The organism is Marinitenerispora sediminis (genome assembly GCF_003336425.1).
GTDB lineage: Bacteria > Actinomycetota > Actinomycetes > Streptosporangiales > Streptosporangiaceae > Marinitenerispora > Marinitenerispora sediminis.
Genome location: NZ_QEIO01000019.1, coordinates 1 through 16,893, shown reverse-complemented (window position 1 = coordinate 16,893; position 16,893 = coordinate 1). Strand labels below are relative to the sequence as shown.

Below are 16,893 nucleotides of genomic sequence, written 5' to 3'. Positions count from 1 at the left end.
TGGCTTTCGTCTGGCTCAATGCCCTCCTGCCATGGAAAGACCATGGCCGCGACAGTCCAGAGGAGGTACGAACGCCTATGCGTCGTTACGAAGTCATGGTCATCCTCGACCCCAGCCTCGACGAGCGTACGGTTTCCCCGTCGCTGGAGCAGTTCCTCGGGGTCGTCCGCAACGACGGCGGCTCGGTCGAGAAGGTTGACGTCTGGGGCAAGCGCCGTCTCGCCTACGACATCGCCAAGAACGCCGAGGGCATCTACGCGGTGATCGACCTCACCGCCACGCCTGCCACGGTCAAGGAGCTCGACCGCCAGCTCAACCTCACCGAGGCCGTCCTGCGCACCAAGGTCCTCCGCCCCGAGGTGCACTGACGCTCCCGGCGTCGCACCCCGCACGTGCCTTCCGACTCACCAACCGGAGCTAGCCAATGGCAGGCGAAACTCAGATCACGCTCGTCGGCAACCTTGTCGACGACCCGGAGCTGCGGTTCACCCCCAGCGGGGCCGCGGTAGCGAACTTCCGCGTGGCCTCGACCCCGCGTCAGTTCGATCGCCAGAGCGGGGAGTGGAGGGACGGCGAGTCCATGTTCCTCAGCTGCTCCGTCTGGCGGCAGTACGCGGAGAACGTGGCCGAGAGCCTGCAGCGCGGCATGCGCGTCATCGTGCAGGGCCGGCTCAAGCAGCGGTCGTATGAGACCAAGGAAGGCGAGAAGCGCACCGTCTTCGAGGTCGAGGTCGAGGAGGTCGGCCCCGCGCTGCGCAGCGCCACCGCCAAGGTGACGAAGACGCAGCGGCAGGGCGGCCCCGGTGGCGGCTTCGGCGGTGGCGGCGGCGGTGGTTTCGGTGCCGGCGGCGGTGGCGGCTACGGCAACCAGGGCGGCGGCTTCGGCGGCCAGCAGGGCGGCCGTTCCGGGCCGCCCGCGGACGACCCCTGGGCCACCGGCGGCGGCGGTGGCGGCGGCTTCGGGGGCGGCGGCGGAGGCTACTCCGACGAACCGCCCTTCTAGCCCCGCGAAACTCGTTAACTGTCCGAACTGACCATCCCCGGATGATCCGGGGCTCTTGCGAAGGAGCACCACGATGGCGAAGCCGGCAGCGCGCAAGCCGAAGAAGAAGGTTTGCCTGTTCTGTCAGGAAAAGCTGTCCTACATCGACTACAAGGACGCGATCCTGCTGCGCAAGTTCATCTCCGACCGCGGCAAGATCCGCGCGCGTCGGGTGACCGGCAACTGCACCCAGCACCAGCGTGACGTCGCCACGGCGATCAAGAACGCCCGCGAGATGGCGCTGCTGCCCTACACCAGCACCGCACGCTAACGGGGATCCGAGGGAGGTTTTCGTCGTGAAGCTGATTCTGACCCATGAGGTCAATGGCCTCGGCGCCCCGGGCGACGTGGTCGAGGTGAAGGACGGTTACGGCCGCAACTACCTGCTGCCGCGCGGGTTCGCCATCCGGTGGACGCGCGGCGGGCAGAAGCAGATCGACTCGATCCGCCGCGCCCGCGCGGCCCGGGACATCCGCAACCTGGACGACGCCAAGCAGATCGCCGGCCAGCTCGGCGGGCTCAAGGTGAAGCTCGTCCAGCGCGCCGGCGACACCGGTCGGCTGTTCGGCTCCGTCACCGCGGCCGACGTCGCCGAGGCGGTCAAGAGCTCCGGCGGCCCGCAGGTGGACAAGCGCCGGATCGAGATCCGCAACCCGATCAAGTCGGTGGGGGAGCACAAGGTCGAGGTGCGGCTGCACCCCGAGGTGAGCGCCACCATCGCGCTGGAGGTCGTCGGCGGCTGATCCGCCGAGCGCCTGGCTTCGATCACCCGGACGGTCCCGGTCCCCCGGTTGGGGGGCCGGGACCGTCCGTCGTTCCGCTGGGGACACGCCAAGTCGCGCTGCGTAATCATTTGATCACCGTTTGTCACTTATCTTGGCCAGTGGGCTTGTTACTCCACTGGAAGGATGAGGCCGGATGTCCACTCATGAGCAACCTGCGGCTCCCGGAGGGTGCAGCAGACGGAGCGTGGTTCGCGGGGCGATGGCGGTGGCCGGCGGAGTGATCCTCGGAGGCGCCATCGACCTGGGGCTGGCGGCGTCCGTGCACGCCGCCCCCGAGTTCCCGGTGTTCAACCGGCGGGACTGGGGGGCACGCGCCTACCGGCGCAGGGCCAAGGTGCTGGACAACGGACCCACCCACATCGTCGTGCACCACACGGCCACCACCAACAGCACCGACTACTCCGTGGAGCACGCGTTCGCGCTGTCGCGGTCGATCCAGCGCTACCACATGACCGCGAACCGCTGGGACGACACCGGCCAGCACCTCACCATCAGCCGGGGAGGTGTCGTCATGGAGGGCCGCAACGGCACGCTGCCCGCGATCCGGCGCGGCCGGCACGTCGTCGGAGCACACACGGCCAACCACAACTCGCACACCATCGGAATCGAGAACGAGGGCACCTACACGACGGCGCTGCCGACCACCGAGCTGCTGAACGCCCTGGTCGAGACGTGCGCGTGGCTGTGCGTGGCCTACGGGCTCAACCCCTCACTGGCCATCGTGGGACACCGGGACTACAACGCGACGGTCTGCCCCGGCGACGAGCTGTACGCGATGCTGCCGCAGCTGCGTACCGACGTCGGCGCCCGGCTCGCCCGGCTGGAGACCCGGCTCGCCCAGCTGGGCCCGGCGGAGATCCCCGCGGCCGATTGGCCGGCCTACCCCGAGGTCCCCGTCGGCGAACGCCGCGCGCCCTACTACCACGGTCCGGTTCTCAGCCGAGCCGAACGCACCGTGTGACGCTGGTCCACTCGTTCACGGGCGCGTGGCACCGGTGACCAGCCACGCGCCCCCACGGGCCCGCAGCCCCAAGGTGAGGCCGCGCACGAGCATCCACACTCCGAAGGCCAGCCACAGGCCGACGAGGCCGGGCACGGCGGTGCGCTCCGCCGCCCAGGGCAGCAGCAGCCCGAAGGGGACGAAGGCGAGCATCGTCCAGAAACTCGCCCACGCCAGGTAGCGCTGGTCACCGGCGCCCATGAGGATGCCGTCCAGCACCATCACCACGCCGCTCACCGGCTGCAGCAGGGCTACCACCAGGAGCACGCCCGAGAGCAGCCCGGCGACCTGGGGATCGGTGGTGAACGGCAGGGCGGCCCACGGGCGGACGAGCAGGACGAGGACGGCGAAGACGATCCCCAGCATGACGCCCCACTCGACCATGCGCCGGGTCGCCGCACGGGTCCCCGCGACGTCGGCCGATCCGAGCTGGCGGCCGATGATCGCCTGCCCGGCGACGGCGATGGCGTCCATGGAGAACACCAGCAGCGACCAGAGCTGGAACGCCACCTGGTGCGCGGCGATCTCCGGGTCGCCCAGGCGCGCCGCCACCGCCGTGGTCATCAGCAGCACCACCCGCAGGGAGACGGTCCGGACGAAGAGCGCGAATCCGGCGGTGGCCGAGGCGCGCAGGCCGGCCAGGCTGGGGCGGAGCACGACGGAATGCCGACGTGCCGCGCGGCCCACCACGGCGACGTACACGGCCGCGCCGGCCGTCTGGGCGATGACCGTGGCCCACGCCGACCCGGCCACCCCCCAGCCGAAGCCGATGACGAACGTCACGCACAGCACGATGTTGGCCAGGTTGGCGCTCACCGCGACGACGAGCGGCGTCCGTGCGTCCTGCAGGCCCCGGAGCACCCCGGTGCCGGCCATGATCACCAGCAGCGCCGGAATGCTCAGCAGGCTGATGCGCAGGTAGACCAGCGCGTGCGGCGCGACGGCGGGAGAGGCCCCGAGCCAGTCCACGAGCCAGGGGGCCATGGGCCAGCCCGCCGCGACGATGGCCGCGCCGAGCAGTACCGCGAGCCACATGCCGTCGACCCCGTGCCGCATGCCGGCGGTCACGTCCCCGGCACCGAACCGGCGCGCGACCGCCGAGGTGGTTCCGTAGGCCAGGAACACGCACAGGTTGGCCAGCGTCATGAGGACCTGGCTCGCGACTCCGAGACCGCCGAGCGGCGCGGTGCCGAGGTGGCCGATGACGGCGGAGTCGGTCAGTAGGAACAGCGGCTCGGTGATGAGCGCGAAGAAGGTCGGCACGGCGAGCCGCACGATCTCGCGGTCGTGGGCGTGCCGGAACGGCGGGGCGGACAGCAGGCGAGGCATGACCATGCAACGCTACCCGGTCGGTCGGCGGGCCACCGGCCCGGGCTGCTCCTGTGGATGCAGCTGTGGATAACTATCTGCGAACTTTCTTTCGTGCACAGCTGTGGGGAAGTGTTTTCGCAGGTGGGAGCCTGTATATGGAGAGGGTGGACAAGTTATCCACAGGCGTTGTGCACAAGCTATCCGCAGGAATCCGGCCGTCGTGCACAGGCTGTCCCCAAAGTTATCCACAGGCCGTTTTGCGCGGGACGCCGCCTAGCCTTCAGACTGGTGCGACGAGAGTGGCCGACGCGGCCTTCGATGTCCGGTGCGACGCCGCCCCACGCACGCCGCTCGACGTCCGTCCCCCAGCTGTCTTCGGCCGGTCGGCATCGCGGTCCCGCGCCGGTCGTCGCTGGTGGGTACTTCTGGCAGGGGTCGGCCGCGGCCGAGGGGGAGAGTCTGTGAGCGTCGCTGAACATCCGCCGCAGGAGAGCGGGTTCGAACGCACGCCACCGCACGACATCATGGCCGAGCAGTGCGTGCTGGGCGGCATGCTGCTGTCGAAGGAGGCCATCAGCCAGGTCGTCGAGATCGTCCGGTCCGCCGACTTCTACCGGCCGGCCCACCAGACCATCTACGACACGGTCATCGACCTGTTCTCCAGGGGAGAGCCCGTCGACGCCATCTCGGTCAACGCCGAGCTCACCAAGCGCGGCGAGATCACCCGCGTCGGCGGCGCCCCGTACCTGCACACTCTGACGGAGGCGGTCCCCACCGCGGCGAACGCCGGCTACTACGCCGGGATCGTCGCCGACCGTGCCGTCCTGCGCCGCCTGGTCGAGGCCGGCACCCGGATCGCCCAGATCGGCTACTCCGGCGACGGGGAGGTCGACGACCTGGTCGACCGCGCCCAGGCCGAGATCTACCGCGTTGCCGAGAAGCGCACCGGCGAGGACTACCTCCCGCTGAGCGAGATCATGCCGGGTGCCCTGGACGAGATCGAGGCCATCTCGGCCCACGACGGCTCGATGACGGGCGTCCCCACGGGCTTCACCGACTTCGACCAGCTCTCGAACGGCCTGCATCCCGGGCAGATGATCATCATCGCGGCCCGGCCGGCCGTGGGAAAGAGCACCCTCGCCCTGGACTTCGCCCGGGCCGCGTCGATCAAGCACCAGTTGACCAGCGTGTTCTTCAGCCTGGAGATGGGGCGCAACGAGATCGTCATGCGGCTCCTCTCGGCCGAGGCCCGGGTGCCGCTGCACACGATGCGCTCCGGGCTGATGACCGACGACGACTGGACCCGGCTGGCCCGCCGCATGGGCGAGGTGGCAAGTGCGCCGCTGTTCATCGACGACTCGCCGAACATGTCGATGATGGAGATCCGGGCCAAGTGCCGGCGGCTGAAGCAGCAGCACGACCTGAAGCTCGTCATCGTCGACTACCTCCAGCTGATGAGTTCCGGTGGCCGGGCCGAGAGCCGGCAGCAGGAGGTCTCCGAGATGTCGCGGTCGCTGAAGCTGCTGGCCAAGGAGCTCGAGGTCCCGGTCATCGCGCTGTCGCAGCTCAACCGGGGCCCGGAACAGCGGACGGACAAGAAACCGCAGGTGAGCGATCTCCGCGAGAGTGGATCCATCGAGCAGGACGCGGACATGGTGATCCTGCTGTACCGCGAGGACGTGCACGAGAAGGAGTCGCCGCGCGCGGGTGAGGCGGACCTCATCGTCGCCAAGCACCGGAACGGCCCCACAGCGACGGTCACCGTGGCGTTCCAGGGCCACTACAGCCGGTTCGTCGACATGGCGCCGGGCTGACATGTCGGCGAACCGGCGTGTCGCCTGATCGCCAGTGGGACGAACGGCTGCGGCCGGCCACCCGTCAGGTGGCCGGCCGCAGCCGTCGGGCCGTCGAAGTCAGCTCCACCGCGCCTCGGGGCGGGTGCGCCCGTCGGCGCCGGTGACCAGGACCCAGCGCAGCAGCGGGCCGCCGGGCGCGGCCGGCTCGGCCGCCGGCGGCGCCGCCACGGGGCGGGGCTCCGCCGGCGAGGTACGGACAGGGACGCGGACGGCGGTACCACGGCGCGATGCGGGTGACCGCCGGCGGCGGGGCGAGGCGGGGCGGGTGGTCTGCGGCGCCTCGCTCAGCTTGCGAGCCATGGCGGCACCCCCTTGGTTGATGATGTGAGGATCTCAGTTAACCTTGCGTTCACCTTCGAGTCAACTTGAATCCACCAAAGTCCGGATTCGGGCAGGGAGGCGGCGGGCTTTCGGGCGTCCGAGTCCCGGGAAACAGAAAAGCGCCCGCTGGTGGCGGGCGCTTCCCCTGGCGAGCTCGCGCAGGGCCTCTCCGTCAACCGTCTCCGGGGAAGATCAGCCCCACGACCTCCAGGTAAAGCTGTTCGGGGTAGGGAACGAAGTTGATCCGGCTGAGCGCCTGGTCCTGACCCGCGGACTCCATGACGAACGTGCCGTACCCGATCAGCCGCCCCATGAGCGACCGCTCGAACCGCATGTCGGTCACTTTGCCCAGCGGCATCATGTTGACCTGTCGGGTGATCAGACCCGAGGTGGCCAGCAGCCGCGCCGACGTGATCACGAAGTAGTCGACCGACCACTCCGCGACCCGCCAGACGAACCAGACGAGGACCAGCAGCCAGACCCACCAGATGACGGCCAGCGCGGTGGCGTTGGCTGCGAGGGCGGTGTTGCTGATGACTCCCGCGAAGATCAGGCTGCCCAGCACCAGAGCGACCGGCCCCAGGAGAATCGCGGGATGCCGGCGGATGGTGATGACCTGCTGCTCGTGCGGCAGCAGGTAGCGGTTGACCGACGCGGGTGCGGCATCGCCCGGGGTGACGAGCTTCATGCTGGGCCTGACCTGGTCAGACCGCGACCGCGTTGACGAAGCGGGACAGGGAATCGGCAGCGGACATCAGGCCGCCGAGACCGGCCTGGATGACACCCGCCGCGGATTCGGGCTGAGTGAGCAGATAGAAGGCGACGAAGGCGATAAGTGCATATTTCAGCCATTGTTTCAACTTCGCCATGACCGACTCCCCAAGAATGCAGCTGACCCACTAACCCATGCTGATTGTGGCATCGGGAATCGTCTTCGTAAAGACGACAGCCCGTTTTCGGCGTGCCGCCCCAGTTCAGGGCGTTGTGGCGCTGATCACGGCGATGTGCGACGGCCCTGGTCAGCCGTGCTCGGCGAAGGCCAGGGCCAGCACTCGCAGGTGCTGGCGGGCGATCCGCTCGACCATGTCCGCGGTGGCGCGGCCGGTGACCTCCAGGGCGCCCTGCCGGGCGGCCTTCACACACCTCAGGACGGTCTCCTCGCGGTGGACACCCTCGAACTCGGTCCGCAGCCGTCGGGTCACGGAGGAGAGCTCGCGTGCCGCGATGTCGGCGTTCTGGGACATGTCACTCCTCGGGGCTGTGGATGTTCGGTGGCAGTGCGTGCCGGTATCCCCGCTCGGTGTGACGGGGACAGCAAGTGCGGGGCGGCTGGGGGAGGGCGACGGCGGAGAAGTGGGTCGGAAGGAGTGGTGCGGCGTTCGTGCGGTGGTTTCGGGCGGGTCAGGGCTCCGGGTTAGGGAGCGCCTGCAACCAGGATCACTCTAATGTGTCACATCTTCATCTCGGGACGAATTCGGCTCGCACAAAAAATGCCGGAAGGGCCCGTTTTGTTGGTGGAAGGTGTGGAACCTGTCCCCGGGTGTCGCATTTCGGTCACGCAATTACTGGTAATCCCGTCGTGCCTTCAGAGATACCCCGCGGGTCCGGAGGCGGCCGGACAGGTACCCGTCGCACCCCCGGACACGGCCGCGCCCGGCCGGCGGACCGACCGGGCGCGTGCGGGCTCCTGCTACGTGACCGCTCCCGCCGTCACACGCACCCGTACAGCCGGTCGCCGGCGTCGCCCAGACCGGGCACGATGAAGCCGTGCTCGTTCAGCCGCTCGTCCACGGCGGCGGTGACGACGCGGAGGGTGGCCGCGTGGCCGTCCCCGAGGCTTTCGGCGAGCAGCCGCTCGACCGCCTCCAGGCCCTCGGGCGCGGCGAGCAGGCAGATGGCGGTGATGTGGTCGGCCCCGCGCTCCACCAGGAGCCGCATGGAGGCGGCGAGCGTGCCGCCGGTGGCCAGCATCGGGTCGAGGACGTAGCACTGCCGACCGGAGAGGTCCTGCGGCAGCCGGTCGGCGTAGGTCGCCGGCTGGAGGGTCCGCTCGTCGCGCGCCATGCCGAGGAAACCGACCTCGGCGGTCGGCAGCAGCCGGGTCATCCCGTCCAGCATGCCCAGTCCGGCGCGCAGGATGGGGATGACGAGCGGGGTCGGCCGGGTCAGCTGCACGCCCGGTGCCGGGGCCACCGGGGTCTCCACCGTGACGTCGGCCACCCGCACGTCCCGCGTGGCCTCGTAGGCGAGCAGCGTGACCAGCTCGTCGGTCAGCCGGCGGAAGGTCGGGGAGTCGGTGCGTACGTCGCGCAGCGTCGTGAGCTTGTGCGCGACCAGCGGGTGGTCGACGACGTGGATTTCCATCACAAGGACACACTCTCTGATGAGCTGGGGAAACGGGGGCGAAGTTCGGCGTCCGAGTCTAACGGCGGGCCCGCGGGGCCCCTCCGCCCGGTCGCCGGCGCGGGGCCGCGGCCGGGGCTCCACCCGGGACGCCGCGGCCGGCGGTCCGGCTTTCGGAGAAAAACACCATGCGGTCGCGCAGTGCGACCGCATGGTGGCGCAGTGCGTTGGCCACCAGCGGGTTTGCGGGCAGGGGCGGACCGCGGCGGTCGCCCCGCGTCACACCGACGGCCCTCCAGCGGGGGCGAACGGCGACGAACTTCGCGATCGCGTTCTGTTCCGGACGGGGCGTCCGTTCTAATAGGACGTGTGAGCGCGGACTTCTATCACGGAGACGGTTCCCCTTGGGGAGACCGAGTCACGGGCGAGAGCAGCCGTTACGATGACGCAGCCCCGCACGATCTGCGATCCTGGCCCGGCCAGATCCAATCGGGCGGGGTGACCATGGCGGGGCTCGAACACGATGACGACGGTTCCAACGATTTCGCCGCCGTCGCCTATCGGGAAGAGGACTACTGGGACGTCGACCTGCTCCCGGTGGCCGTGACCGAGGACCTCAAGGGGCTGCTGCACGCCCTCCGTCAGCAACCGAGCATCAGCGGAGCCATCGGCCTCGTCTCCATCGGCGACGACTTCTTCATCATCGCGCGGGTGTACGGGCGCGACGACGTCAGCCTCTTCCTCTCCGACGTCACGGCCTCTGTCGACTGGCCGGTGGCGCGCGAGGTACTGGAGTACCTTGACATCGACGTACCCGAGGACGAGGACCTCGACCAGGTCCTGCCCGCGGGCGACCTGTCGATCCTGGCCGACCTGGGGCTGGACGAAATGGAACTCGGCGCACTCGCCGGCGACCTCGACCTCTACCCGGACGAGGTGCTGGCCAGCATCTCCGAACGGCTCGGGTTCCAGCAGGCGTTCCAGCGGGCACTGGACGCATTGGGCTAGCAGGAGCGGTGCGGGACACCACCCCGCCTGACGCCCCCGAAGAGAGGACGGGAAGCCACGGTGTCGATCTTCTCAGCGGTCTTTTCCCGCTCCGCTGGTGCATGGAGGGGAGCTGAGGTCGACCTCGCGGATGTCGACGGAATCGACGACGTCGCGGATCTCATGCGCGACGTCGTCGGGGCGTGGGACCCCGCTGCGATCGAGGGCACCATGCTGCTGGTGCTGGAGGCCGACGACGAATGGTTCGGGATCGTGCGGGTCGACGACCACGCCGATCCCCGGGTCTTCCTCTCCGACCGGCGGGTGGTGCACGGCTACCCGGTGGTGGGGCTGCTGCTGGAGACCGCCAACCCCGACGTCGCGGAGGACGCCGAGGGCACCGGGCAGACGCCCTATCCGGAGCCGGTCGGCGACTCCGAGGTACTCGCCGACCTCGGGACTCCTGGAACGGACCTTTTGGCGCTCACCCACCGCGAGGGCGTCCTCCCCGCCGACGCGCTCGCCGCGCTGGCCGAACGGGCCGGGTTCGCCGACTCGCTGGACGCGCTGCGGGGATGAACGCGGCGGCCATGGACTCCCCCGGGGCGTGGGCCGGCCAGGACGCCGCGCTCCGCCTGGCCCTGGCGCAGGCTCAGACGACCGAGGCCACCGGTGACGTCCCAGTGGGCGCGGTGGTTCTGGACGCGTCCGGCACCGTCATCGGGACCGGCCGCAACGAGCGGGAGGCCACCGGCGACCCCACCGCGCACGCCGAGGTCGTCGCGCTCCGGGCGGCGGCCGCGCACCTCGGCGAGTGGCGGCTGACCGGCTGCACACTGGCCGTCACACTGGAGCCCTGCACCATGTGCGCCGGCGCGATCGTCCTCGCCCGCGTCGACCGGCTCGTCTACGGCGCCCGCGACCCCAAGGCCGGAGCCGTCGGCTCGCTGTGGGACGTGGTCCGCGACCGCCGCCTCAACCACCGCCCCGAGGTGATCCCTCCCGACCTGGTCGCTCCCGAGCTCGCGGCCCGCTGCGGCGAGGTCCTTATCGAGTTCTTCGCACGCCGTCGTCTCCGGTAGAGTGGCTCCCGGTGGAGTCGCCTAGCGGCCGAGGGCGCTCGCCTCGAAAGCGAGTGAAGGGCAACCTTCCGTGGGTTCAAATCCCACCTCCACCGCTTCCGGCCGGAGTCTGCGCAGGTAGACGCCTGGCCGAGCGAGATAGCAGAGCCGGTCGCCCGGTGCCGGTGCACATTTGATGCACACGGCTGAGGGTGGCCGGCTCTTCGCGTTACCGCTGGGGGCGACCCGGCTCGGGCCATGGCATCGGCCACCTCGCCCAGGCGGTCGGGAACATGAGGCGGACCCGGTGAGCCGCAACGAGGCGGCGGCTCCGAGGGTGGCTCTCGGCGGGCAGCAGGGCCGGGCGGAGCGGCTTTTTGTCAGTCGGGACGGATAGGAACAGACGACCCGTCCACCACCCATCGCGAGGTATCCCCGATGCGTCCTGCCCTGCCCCTGCCCCCGGCCGACGAGGGCAGCCGAGTGCCCGGCATGCTGCTGATCCGCACCGACCACGACGACGACGCCTGGCGCGACGTGCTCCACCGCATGGGCGAACTGCCCGGCATGGTCACGGCGCGCCCGGGCGGCGGTGCCCCCGCTCCCGCGCAGGAGGGGGGCACCGTTCCCCGGCGGCTGGTGGTCGTGGACGATCCCGCCTGGCGGGGCGCCGCCCCCGAGGAGGTGCGCGAGGCTTTGGGCGGGGACGGGACGTGGGTCCCCGACCTGGTCCTGATGGCCACCGATCGGACCGCGGCCACCCCGCACCTGCGCCCTTTGCGGGCGTTCCGAGGTGACGGTGACGGAGACGTCTACCTGTTCCGGATCACACCCCGCCAGGCCGCTCTGGCCTACCTGGTACTGCACAGCGACTTGGACAGCACCTTCGAGTACTTCGAGGAGTGGTCGCCCATCGCCCCCGAATGGGAGCCCGAGGAGGACGAGGACCTCGATGAATGGGAGGCGGGCCTGCCCGACCCCGTGGGCGCCTACCTGGAGAGGCTGGACCCCGTCCCGCGCTACACGCCGCCCAGCCCGGCCCTGCCCCTGCTCACCCAGGGAGACACCGACCTGATCGTCCGCACCGACTTCAGCGACGACGCCGCCTGGGAAACGCTCCTCGCCACGGTGTACCGGCCGGGGGACGGGGGCCCCATCGACGATTTCGGGGACTACATCGACGTGGTGGACGACCCGGTGTTCGAGGGCGCCACTCCGGAGCAGGTGATGGCGGTGCTGCGCGAATGGGGGGAGGTTGTGTTGATCGCGGACGGGGCCACCATGCGCGACCCCGGCCACCGCGTCCTGGCCGTGCCTCTGGAGGGCCGCATCGGGTGCGCCTTCCGGCTGGACCCCGACAAGGTCGGGACCATGGTGGCCAACCTGTCGATCGGCAACCAGGACGTCGAGGACTACATGGACGACGAGACCCTGAAGGCCATCGGCTTGGGGCGCACGTGGTGATCAGCCCGCAAGCGGCGACGAGCGGACCAGCATGCGCACGTCGACGCGGGGTGGCGGAGCGTTCTTCCCACTCGTGGGGAGACGGTCAGAAGCAATGGGACGGCACTGGGGGCGTTCTCCCGCACCACCAGCCATCTCGATCTCGGATGCGCTGATCGTGCGGGGACCGCGGTAGGGCGGACCTCCGTGGGCGCGGGCCCACCTCCACCGCCAGCGGCGGGCGTCCGTGACCGGCCACTCATCCGGCCGCGGCGGACACGGCGTCGGCGACCTCGCGCCAGGGCGGCAGCGGCCGGGCGGGGTCGTACAGGACGGTGACCGGGACCATCGACTCCAGGTCGGCCAGGCTGCGGGCGAACGCCGGGTGCCGGGCGAGCGGCGCGCCGGCCTTGGGAACGATGACCGTGGGGACACCGCGGCCGATCATCTCGCAGACCAGCGCCACGGCGAAGGTGTCGGCGATCCCGTGGGCGGTCTTGTTGGTCGAGTTGAACGACCAGGGGCAGGCCAGGAGGGCGTCGGCAGGGGGAAGCGAGGTACCGGTGCCGGGCATGCGGAACTCGCTGCGGACCGGCGTGCCGGTGGCCGCCTCGATCGCGTCGGGATCATGGAAGCGGACCCCCGTGGGGGTGGAGACGACGGTGACCCGCCAGCCGCGGGTGACGAGGAGGCGGGCCAGGTCCGGGACGGGTTCCGCCTCCGTGGTCGAGGCACCGGAGACGGTGAGGTAGAGCGTTCGTTCGGTCATGGGGCGCAGTCTTCCAGCCGGGGCGGCGGAGGGGCAGGGGTCATGCGTGCACGCGGATGGCGGACGTCAACGGACGGCCGCTCAGCGGCGTGAGTCGGTGGTGTCGCCGATCGCGATCCACGCCGCCTTCCACTGGGCGATGTAGGCACGGCCGGCGGGGCCGTGCGCGTCGAGGAGCAGCGCGATCAGGCAGGCGGTGACGAAGCCCTCCAGGGTCTTCCAGGACGGGAGTTTGCGGGCGTCCCTGCCTGGGTTGGTGACTCCGTGCAGGGACCCCGCCGAGGGCGCTCCCTGTACGTAGGAGGAGAGCTTCTCGTAGGGGACGTCGCCGGTGCGCCGGCGGAGGCGCCGGGCGATGAAGCGCAGCTCCGCGACCCCGTCGGCGGCACGGGGATCGGGAAGCTGCCGGTAGTCCACGGCGGTCGTGACCGCGGAGATGAGTCCGGGGTGCGCGGTGCTGGCTTGGGCGAGGACGCTGACCACCTCCTCGGTGCCGGCCGGGTGGGCGAGCATCCGGCGGAGCAGGGCGGCGAGGTGCTGGGCGTCCCGGGAGGGCGCCAGGGCGGAGCAGCACCGGCAGTGCGTGGCCGGTGGCCCCTGCTGCGGCACGGCGAGTTCGCGTTGCGGGTCCTGGCGCACGGTTCAACGCTCCGCACCGCGAACGGTCCGGCCGGCGCGGGAGGCGCCCCGGGGCGGCCGGCCGGCCGTCGTCGGACCGGAGCCGTGCGCGGCGGCCGGTCGGATGGCGCGGGGATGGGTGCGGCGTTCGGCAGGGGGCATGGGCGTGCGTTCCTCGGCGGATCGATGTCGGTGACTGGCGTACTCGTCCCGGGATCTCCCCCTGGAGCGGCCCGGTGTCGGTGCGCGCAGGGTGCGCTCTCGAAGGGGGAGATTTTCTCTAAGTTACCCGCATCTGTAATCAGAATTCGGGGAGTTCGCGATCGACCGCCGACGCGTGGTAAGTGATGGTCTTGGGGCACAAAGAAGCTTGTGCCAGTTCAATAAGATTCAGGGCTGTTCGGGGCGTTTTGGCAGGTAGTGGGGTGGTGTGGGGCAGGGTGTTGCGGATCGTATGCCCATCTTCAGAAATCTTCGCAGATCTTTGAATATCGACAATTGTTCCGAGGGGGCGGCTGCTGGCGGGGCCCCGGGATGCCGGTGGTGTTTTGCGGAAAAGGCGGCGGTTTGGCGGGGCGTCGATTTCGGGCGACGTGCGGCCCGTGCGGGGTGTCCGGGTTCGTGAGGGATGGCGGCCCGCCACATCGGATGGCGCCATGGCGCCAGTTACCGGGCTCTCTCCGAGCGGTAGCGTCACCTGCGTGCGGGTGGTGACGTGGAACGTCTGGGGCCGCTTCGGGCCCTGGCGGGAGCGCGCGCCGCAGCTCCGGGGGCGCTTGCCGGACTGCGGCCCGCCACCGTGTGCCCGCAGGAGACCTGGGCGGCACACGGCACCAGCCAGGCCGACCACCTGGCAGCGCGGATCGGCCTGCGGGCGGTCGTCGCCCGAACCCGTATGCCGACACCCGCTCCGGCGACCCGACCACGTCCCCGCCCGCTCCGGAATGGTGACCACGCCGCGGACTGGGGCCGGAGCCCCTGGAGCGCCTCTCCCGCACCCCCGGTGGAGTGGCCCGCTATGCGCGCCCGCCCCGCACGTGCTCGGGAGACACGCTCCGCAAGGTCGCTCGGCATGTGGGTGAAGTGCTCCGGGAGCTGCCGGCAGCGAACTGGGACGGACAACATCGAAGGGCCCCACCGCAAGCGGTGGGGCCCTTCGATGTTGTGCCCGGTGAGGCACTGGCGGAGGATACGAGATTCGAACTCGTGAGGGGTTGCCCCCAACACGCTTTCCAAGCGTGCGCCCTAGGCCACTAGGCGAATCCTCCGGGACCAACTGTACAGGGCGGCGCGCGGTGGTTCGAACGGTTTCGGGGGGTGCGGGGAGCGGCTACACTGGCACGCAGACCCCTCGTGTGGCGTCATCTTACGAACCTCCCCAGGGCCGGAAGGCAGCAAGGATAAGTAAGCTCTGGCGGGTGCGCGAGGGGTCCCTTGTTTCTCGGGGCGGGCGGCGTTCGGGTCTCGGGGACCGGTGGAAGGTGGCGCGCGCTGTTGTCCGTACGGGGTTGAATGGGGCGTGGACACCGGGGTCGGTCCGCGAAGGGAGCAGTGAGCGCGCCGTGAGTATCGCGCTGTATCGCAAGTACCGGCCGGCGACGTTCGGCGAGGTGCGCGGGCAGGAGCACGTCACCGAGCCGTTGCGCCAAGCGCTGCGCAACGGGCGGATCAACCACGCCTACCTGTTCAGCGGGCCGCGGGGGTGCGGCAAGACGTCGAGTGCGCGGATCCTGGCCCGGTCGCTGAACTGCGAGAAGGGGCCCACCCCCGATCCCTGCGGGGTCTGCGACTCGTGTGTGGCGCTCGCGCCCGACGGGGGCGGCAGCATCGACGTCATCGAGATCGACGCGGCGTCGCACGGTGGTGTGGACGATGCTCGGGACCTGCGCGAGCGCGCCTTCTTCGCGCCGGTGAACTCGCGGTACAAGGTCTACATCATCGACGAGGCGCACATGGTGACCCGCGAGGGGTTCAACGCGCTGCTGAAACTCGTGGAGGAGCCGCCTCCGCACCTGAAGTTCGTCTTCGCCACCACCGAGCCCGAGAAGGTCATCGGGACGATCCGCTCCCGGACCCACCACTACCCGTTCCGGCTGATCCCGCCGAGCACGCTGCGCGAGCTCATGGAGCAGATCCTCACCCAGGAGGACGTGCCCTTCGACCCCGCCGCGCTGCCGCTGGTGGTGCGGGCGGGCGCCGGCTCCGCGCGGGACTCGCTGTCCATCCTCGACCAGCTGCTGGCCGGCTCGGACGAGCGCGGCATCACCCGCGAGGGCGCGGTCGCGCTGCTCGGCTACACCGACTCCGGGCTGCTCAGTGAGATGGTGGACGCTCTCGGGGCGCGGGACGGCGCCGCCGTGTTCGGACTGATCGACCGCGTGGTCGAGGGCGGCCACGACCCGCGGCGCTTCACCGCCGACCTGCTGGAGCGCACCCGCGACCTCGTCGTGCTCGCCGCCGTGCCGGACGCGCTGGACAAGGGGCTGATCAACGTCCCGCCGGACGCGGTGGCGCACATGCGCGAGCAGGCCGAGCGGCTCGGTCCGGCGACGCTCACCCGGGCGGCGGACATCCTGAACTCCGGTCTGACTGAAATGCGGGGCGCCACCGCGCCCCGGCTGCTGCTGGAACTGCTGTGCGCGCGGGTGCTGCTCCCCGGGACCGACACCGGCGGCGAGGGAGCCGCGCTCCTGGCCCGGCTCGAACAGCTGGAGCGCCGGGTCGCGTCCGGCCCGGTGGCGGCGGCACCGCAGCCGTCGGCCGCGCCGGCCGCGCCGGCCGCGCCGGCCGCCCCGCAGCCGGCCTCCGCGTCCGCCGCCGGCGCACCGCCGCGCACGCCGGATCCCGCTCCGGACCCGCGTCCGGTCCGCCCGGCCGACCCCGCGCCGGCCGCCGCGCAGCGGCCCGCGCCGGCGTCCCGGCCGGATCCCGCCCCGGTGTCCGGGCCGGCCGGCGACTGGCCGGACGCGGCACGCCCGGGACAGGGCGGTCCGGGATCCGCGCCCCGGCCCGCGCAGCCGCCCGTGAGCGCGGCACCGCCGCCCGCCGCGCACGCGGGAGGCGGTGGACCGCAGGCCAGCGCCATCCATGCGGCCTGGCCGCAGGTACTGGAGGCCGTCAAGCGCCGCCGCCGCTTCACGTGGATGGTCCTCACCGGCAACGACGTCCAGGTCGTGGGGATGGACGGAGCGGTGGTGCAGCTCGGCTTCGAGCGGGCCAACGACGCCAAGGGCTTCTCCAACAGCGGCAGCGACCAGGTCGTGCAGGCGGCCATCCAGCAGGTGCTCGGCGTGGAGGTCCGGGTGGCCGCCGTCGCCAAGAACGGCGCTCCGCCGCCCGCACCGCAGCGCCCGGCGC

18 protein-coding genes, 2 tRNA genes and 1 other RNA gene are annotated in these 16,893 nt (G+C 70.9%); 13 read left to right on the top strand and 8 right to left on the bottom strand.

From position 1 onward, the window contains the following. The first annotated feature begins 77 nt into the window (after positions 1–77). From rpsF to DEF28_RS05835, 5 genes are all read left to right on the top strand, one after another. Complete coding sequence (rpsF, locus tag DEF28_RS05855; protein WP_114396206.1) at positions 78–368, top strand: 30S ribosomal protein S6; 291 nt, start codon at positions 78–80, stop codon at positions 366–368. Positions 369–424: 56 nt separating this feature from the next. Then, positions 425–1,003, top strand: coding sequence for a single-stranded DNA-binding protein (locus tag DEF28_RS05850; protein WP_114396205.1), 579 nt, complete (start codon positions 425–427; stop codon positions 1,001–1,003). 73 nt (positions 1,004–1,076) lie between these two features. Continuing rightward, positions 1,077–1,313, top strand: coding sequence for a 30S ribosomal protein S18 (gene rpsR / locus DEF28_RS05845; protein ID WP_114396204.1), 237 nt, complete (start codon positions 1,077–1,079; stop codon positions 1,311–1,313). A gap of 25 nt (positions 1,314–1,338) precedes the next feature. Beyond that, on the top strand, positions 1,339–1,785 hold the full coding sequence (rplI, locus tag DEF28_RS05840) for a 50S ribosomal protein L9 (protein ID WP_114396203.1): 447 nt from the start codon (positions 1,339–1,341) through the stop codon (positions 1,783–1,785). A gap of 175 nt (positions 1,786–1,960) precedes the next feature. Continuing rightward, positions 1,961–2,788 (top strand): peptidoglycan recognition protein family protein, encoded by an 828-nt coding sequence (locus DEF28_RS05835; RefSeq protein WP_114396202.1) that lies wholly within the window; start codon positions 1,961–1,963, stop codon positions 2,786–2,788. A gap of 15 nt (positions 2,789–2,803) precedes the next feature. On the opposite strand, the gene DEF28_RS05830 is transcribed toward DEF28_RS05835, so the two are convergent. Continuing rightward, positions 2,804–4,156 (bottom strand): MATE family efflux transporter, encoded by a 1,353-nt coding sequence (locus DEF28_RS05830; protein ID WP_114396231.1) that lies wholly within the window; start codon positions 4,154–4,156, stop codon positions 2,804–2,806. Between the two features lie 443 nt (positions 4,157–4,599). Between DEF28_RS05830 and dnaB the strand changes: the two genes are divergently transcribed. Then, positions 4,600–5,952: a replicative DNA helicase gene (dnaB, locus tag DEF28_RS05825; protein WP_114396201.1), complete on the top strand. Its 1,353-nt coding sequence runs from the start codon at positions 4,600–4,602 to the stop codon at positions 5,950–5,952. A gap of 535 nt (positions 5,953–6,487) precedes the next feature. Here the strand turns inward: dnaB and DEF28_RS05815 are convergent. The 4 genes from DEF28_RS05815 to upp all read right to left on the bottom strand — a co-directional run bounded on the left by DEF28_RS05815 (position 6,488) and on the right by upp (position 8,679). Further along, entirely contained in the window at positions 6,488–7,003 is a 516-nt protein-coding gene (locus DEF28_RS05815; RefSeq protein ID WP_114396199.1) for a PH domain-containing protein, read from the bottom strand. Positions 7,004–7,019: 16 nt separating this feature from the next. Then, positions 7,020–7,184, bottom strand: coding sequence for a hypothetical protein (locus DEF28_RS27970; protein WP_181874194.1), 165 nt, complete (start codon positions 7,182–7,184; stop codon positions 7,020–7,022). A gap of 150 nt (positions 7,185–7,334) precedes the next feature. Beyond that, the gene (locus tag DEF28_RS05810; RefSeq protein ID WP_114396198.1) at positions 7,335–7,559 is read right to left on the bottom strand and encodes a hypothetical protein; all 225 of its coding nucleotides are present in this window, start codon (positions 7,557–7,559) and stop codon (positions 7,335–7,337) included. Between the two features lie 466 nt (positions 7,560–8,025). Continuing rightward, positions 8,026–8,679 (bottom strand): uracil phosphoribosyltransferase, encoded by a 654-nt coding sequence (upp, locus tag DEF28_RS05805; RefSeq protein WP_114396197.1) that lies wholly within the window; start codon positions 8,677–8,679, stop codon positions 8,026–8,028. A gap of 483 nt (positions 8,680–9,162) precedes the next feature. Between upp and DEF28_RS05800 the strand changes: the two genes are divergently transcribed. From DEF28_RS05800 to DEF28_RS05780, 5 genes are all read left to right on the top strand, one after another. Further along, positions 9,163–9,666, top strand: a complete 504-nt coding sequence (locus DEF28_RS05800; RefSeq protein WP_114396196.1) for a tRNA adenosine deaminase-associated protein — start codon at positions 9,163–9,165, stop codon at positions 9,664–9,666. 60 nt (positions 9,667–9,726) lie between these two features. Next, positions 9,727–10,224 carry a tRNA adenosine deaminase-associated protein gene (locus DEF28_RS05795; protein WP_114396195.1) on the top strand — a complete coding sequence of 166 codons (498 nt, stop codon included), beginning with the start codon at positions 9,727–9,729 and terminating at the stop codon, positions 10,222–10,224. Positions 10,225–10,235: 11 nt separating this feature from the next. Continuing rightward, positions 10,236–10,727 (top strand): nucleoside deaminase, encoded by a 492-nt coding sequence (locus DEF28_RS05790; RefSeq protein WP_114396230.1) that lies wholly within the window; start codon positions 10,236–10,238, stop codon positions 10,725–10,727. A 10-nt stretch (positions 10,728–10,737) separates the two neighbouring features. Beyond that, positions 10,738–10,822 (top strand) — tRNA-Ser (locus DEF28_RS05785). A 322-nt stretch (positions 10,823–11,144) separates the two neighbouring features. Then, the gene (locus tag DEF28_RS05780) at positions 11,145–12,170 is read left to right on the top strand and encodes a DUF6924 domain-containing protein (protein WP_114396194.1); all 1,026 of its coding nucleotides are present in this window, start codon (positions 11,145–11,147) and stop codon (positions 12,168–12,170) included. Between the two features lie 238 nt (positions 12,171–12,408). On the opposite strand, the gene DEF28_RS05775 is transcribed toward DEF28_RS05780, so the two are convergent. The 3 genes from DEF28_RS05775 to DEF28_RS05765 form a co-directional block, all read right to left on the bottom strand. Then, positions 12,409–12,918, bottom strand: coding sequence for a flavoprotein (locus tag DEF28_RS05775; RefSeq protein ID WP_114396193.1), 510 nt, complete (start codon positions 12,916–12,918; stop codon positions 12,409–12,411). An 81-nt stretch (positions 12,919–12,999) separates the two neighbouring features. Next, complete coding sequence (locus tag DEF28_RS05770) at positions 13,000–13,557, bottom strand: hypothetical protein (protein WP_114396192.1); 558 nt, start codon at positions 13,555–13,557, stop codon at positions 13,000–13,002. Positions 13,558–14,716: 1,159 nt separating this feature from the next. After that, a tRNA-Ser gene (locus DEF28_RS05765) sits at positions 14,717–14,804 on the bottom strand. Between the two features lie 74 nt (positions 14,805–14,878). Between DEF28_RS05765 and ffs the strand changes: the two genes are divergently transcribed. Next, an RNA gene (ffs, locus tag DEF28_RS05760) (signal recognition particle sRNA small type) lies at positions 14,879–14,974 on the top strand. 124 nt (positions 14,975–15,098) lie between these two features. Further along, the coding region (locus tag DEF28_RS05755; protein ID WP_114446113.1) for a DNA polymerase III subunit gamma and tau at positions 15,099–16,893 on the top strand (1,795 nt) is incomplete at its 3' end.

Bases quoted from the DNA above. Each gene is read 5' to 3' on its own strand.
- DEF28_RS05790 (WP_114396230.1), top strand. From the start codon at position 10,236: ATGGACTCCCCCGGGGCGTGGGCCGGCCAGGACGCCGCGCTCCGCCTG.
- DEF28_RS05835 (WP_114396202.1), top strand. From the start codon at position 1,961: ATGTCCACTCATGAGCAACCTGCGGCTCCCGGAGGGTGCAGCAGACGG.
- rpsR (WP_114396204.1), top strand. From the start codon at position 1,077: ATGGCGAAGCCGGCAGCGCGCAAGCCGAAGAAGAAGGTTTGCCTGTTC.
- DEF28_RS05800 (WP_114396196.1), top strand. From the start codon at position 9,163: ATGGCGGGGCTCGAACACGATGACGACGGTTCCAACGATTTCGCCGCC.
- DEF28_RS05780 (WP_114396194.1), top strand. From the start codon at position 11,145: ATGCGTCCTGCCCTGCCCCTGCCCCCGGCCGACGAGGGCAGCCGAGTG.
- DEF28_RS05775 (WP_114396193.1), bottom strand. From the start codon at position 12,918: ATGACCGAACGAACGCTCTACCTCACCGTCTCCGGTGCCTCGACCACG.
- upp (WP_114396197.1), bottom strand. From the start codon at position 8,679: ATGGAAATCCACGTCGTCGACCACCCGCTGGTCGCGCACAAGCTCACG.
- DEF28_RS05815 (WP_114396199.1), bottom strand. From the start codon at position 7,003: ATGAAGCTCGTCACCCCGGGCGATGCCGCACCCGCGTCGGTCAACCGC.
- DEF28_RS05830 (WP_114396231.1), bottom strand. From the start codon at position 4,156: ATGCCTCGCCTGCTGTCCGCCCCGCCGTTCCGGCACGCCCACGACCGC.
- DEF28_RS05850 (WP_114396205.1), top strand. From the start codon at position 425: ATGGCAGGCGAAACTCAGATCACGCTCGTCGGCAACCTTGTCGACGAC.
- DEF28_RS05810 (WP_114396198.1), bottom strand. From the start codon at position 7,559: ATGTCCCAGAACGCCGACATCGCGGCACGCGAGCTCTCCTCCGTGACC.
- rpsF (WP_114396206.1), top strand. From the start codon at position 78: ATGCGTCGTTACGAAGTCATGGTCATCCTCGACCCCAGCCTCGACGAG.
- DEF28_RS27970 (WP_181874194.1), bottom strand. From the start codon at position 7,184: ATGGCGAAGTTGAAACAATGGCTGAAATATGCACTTATCGCCTTCGTC.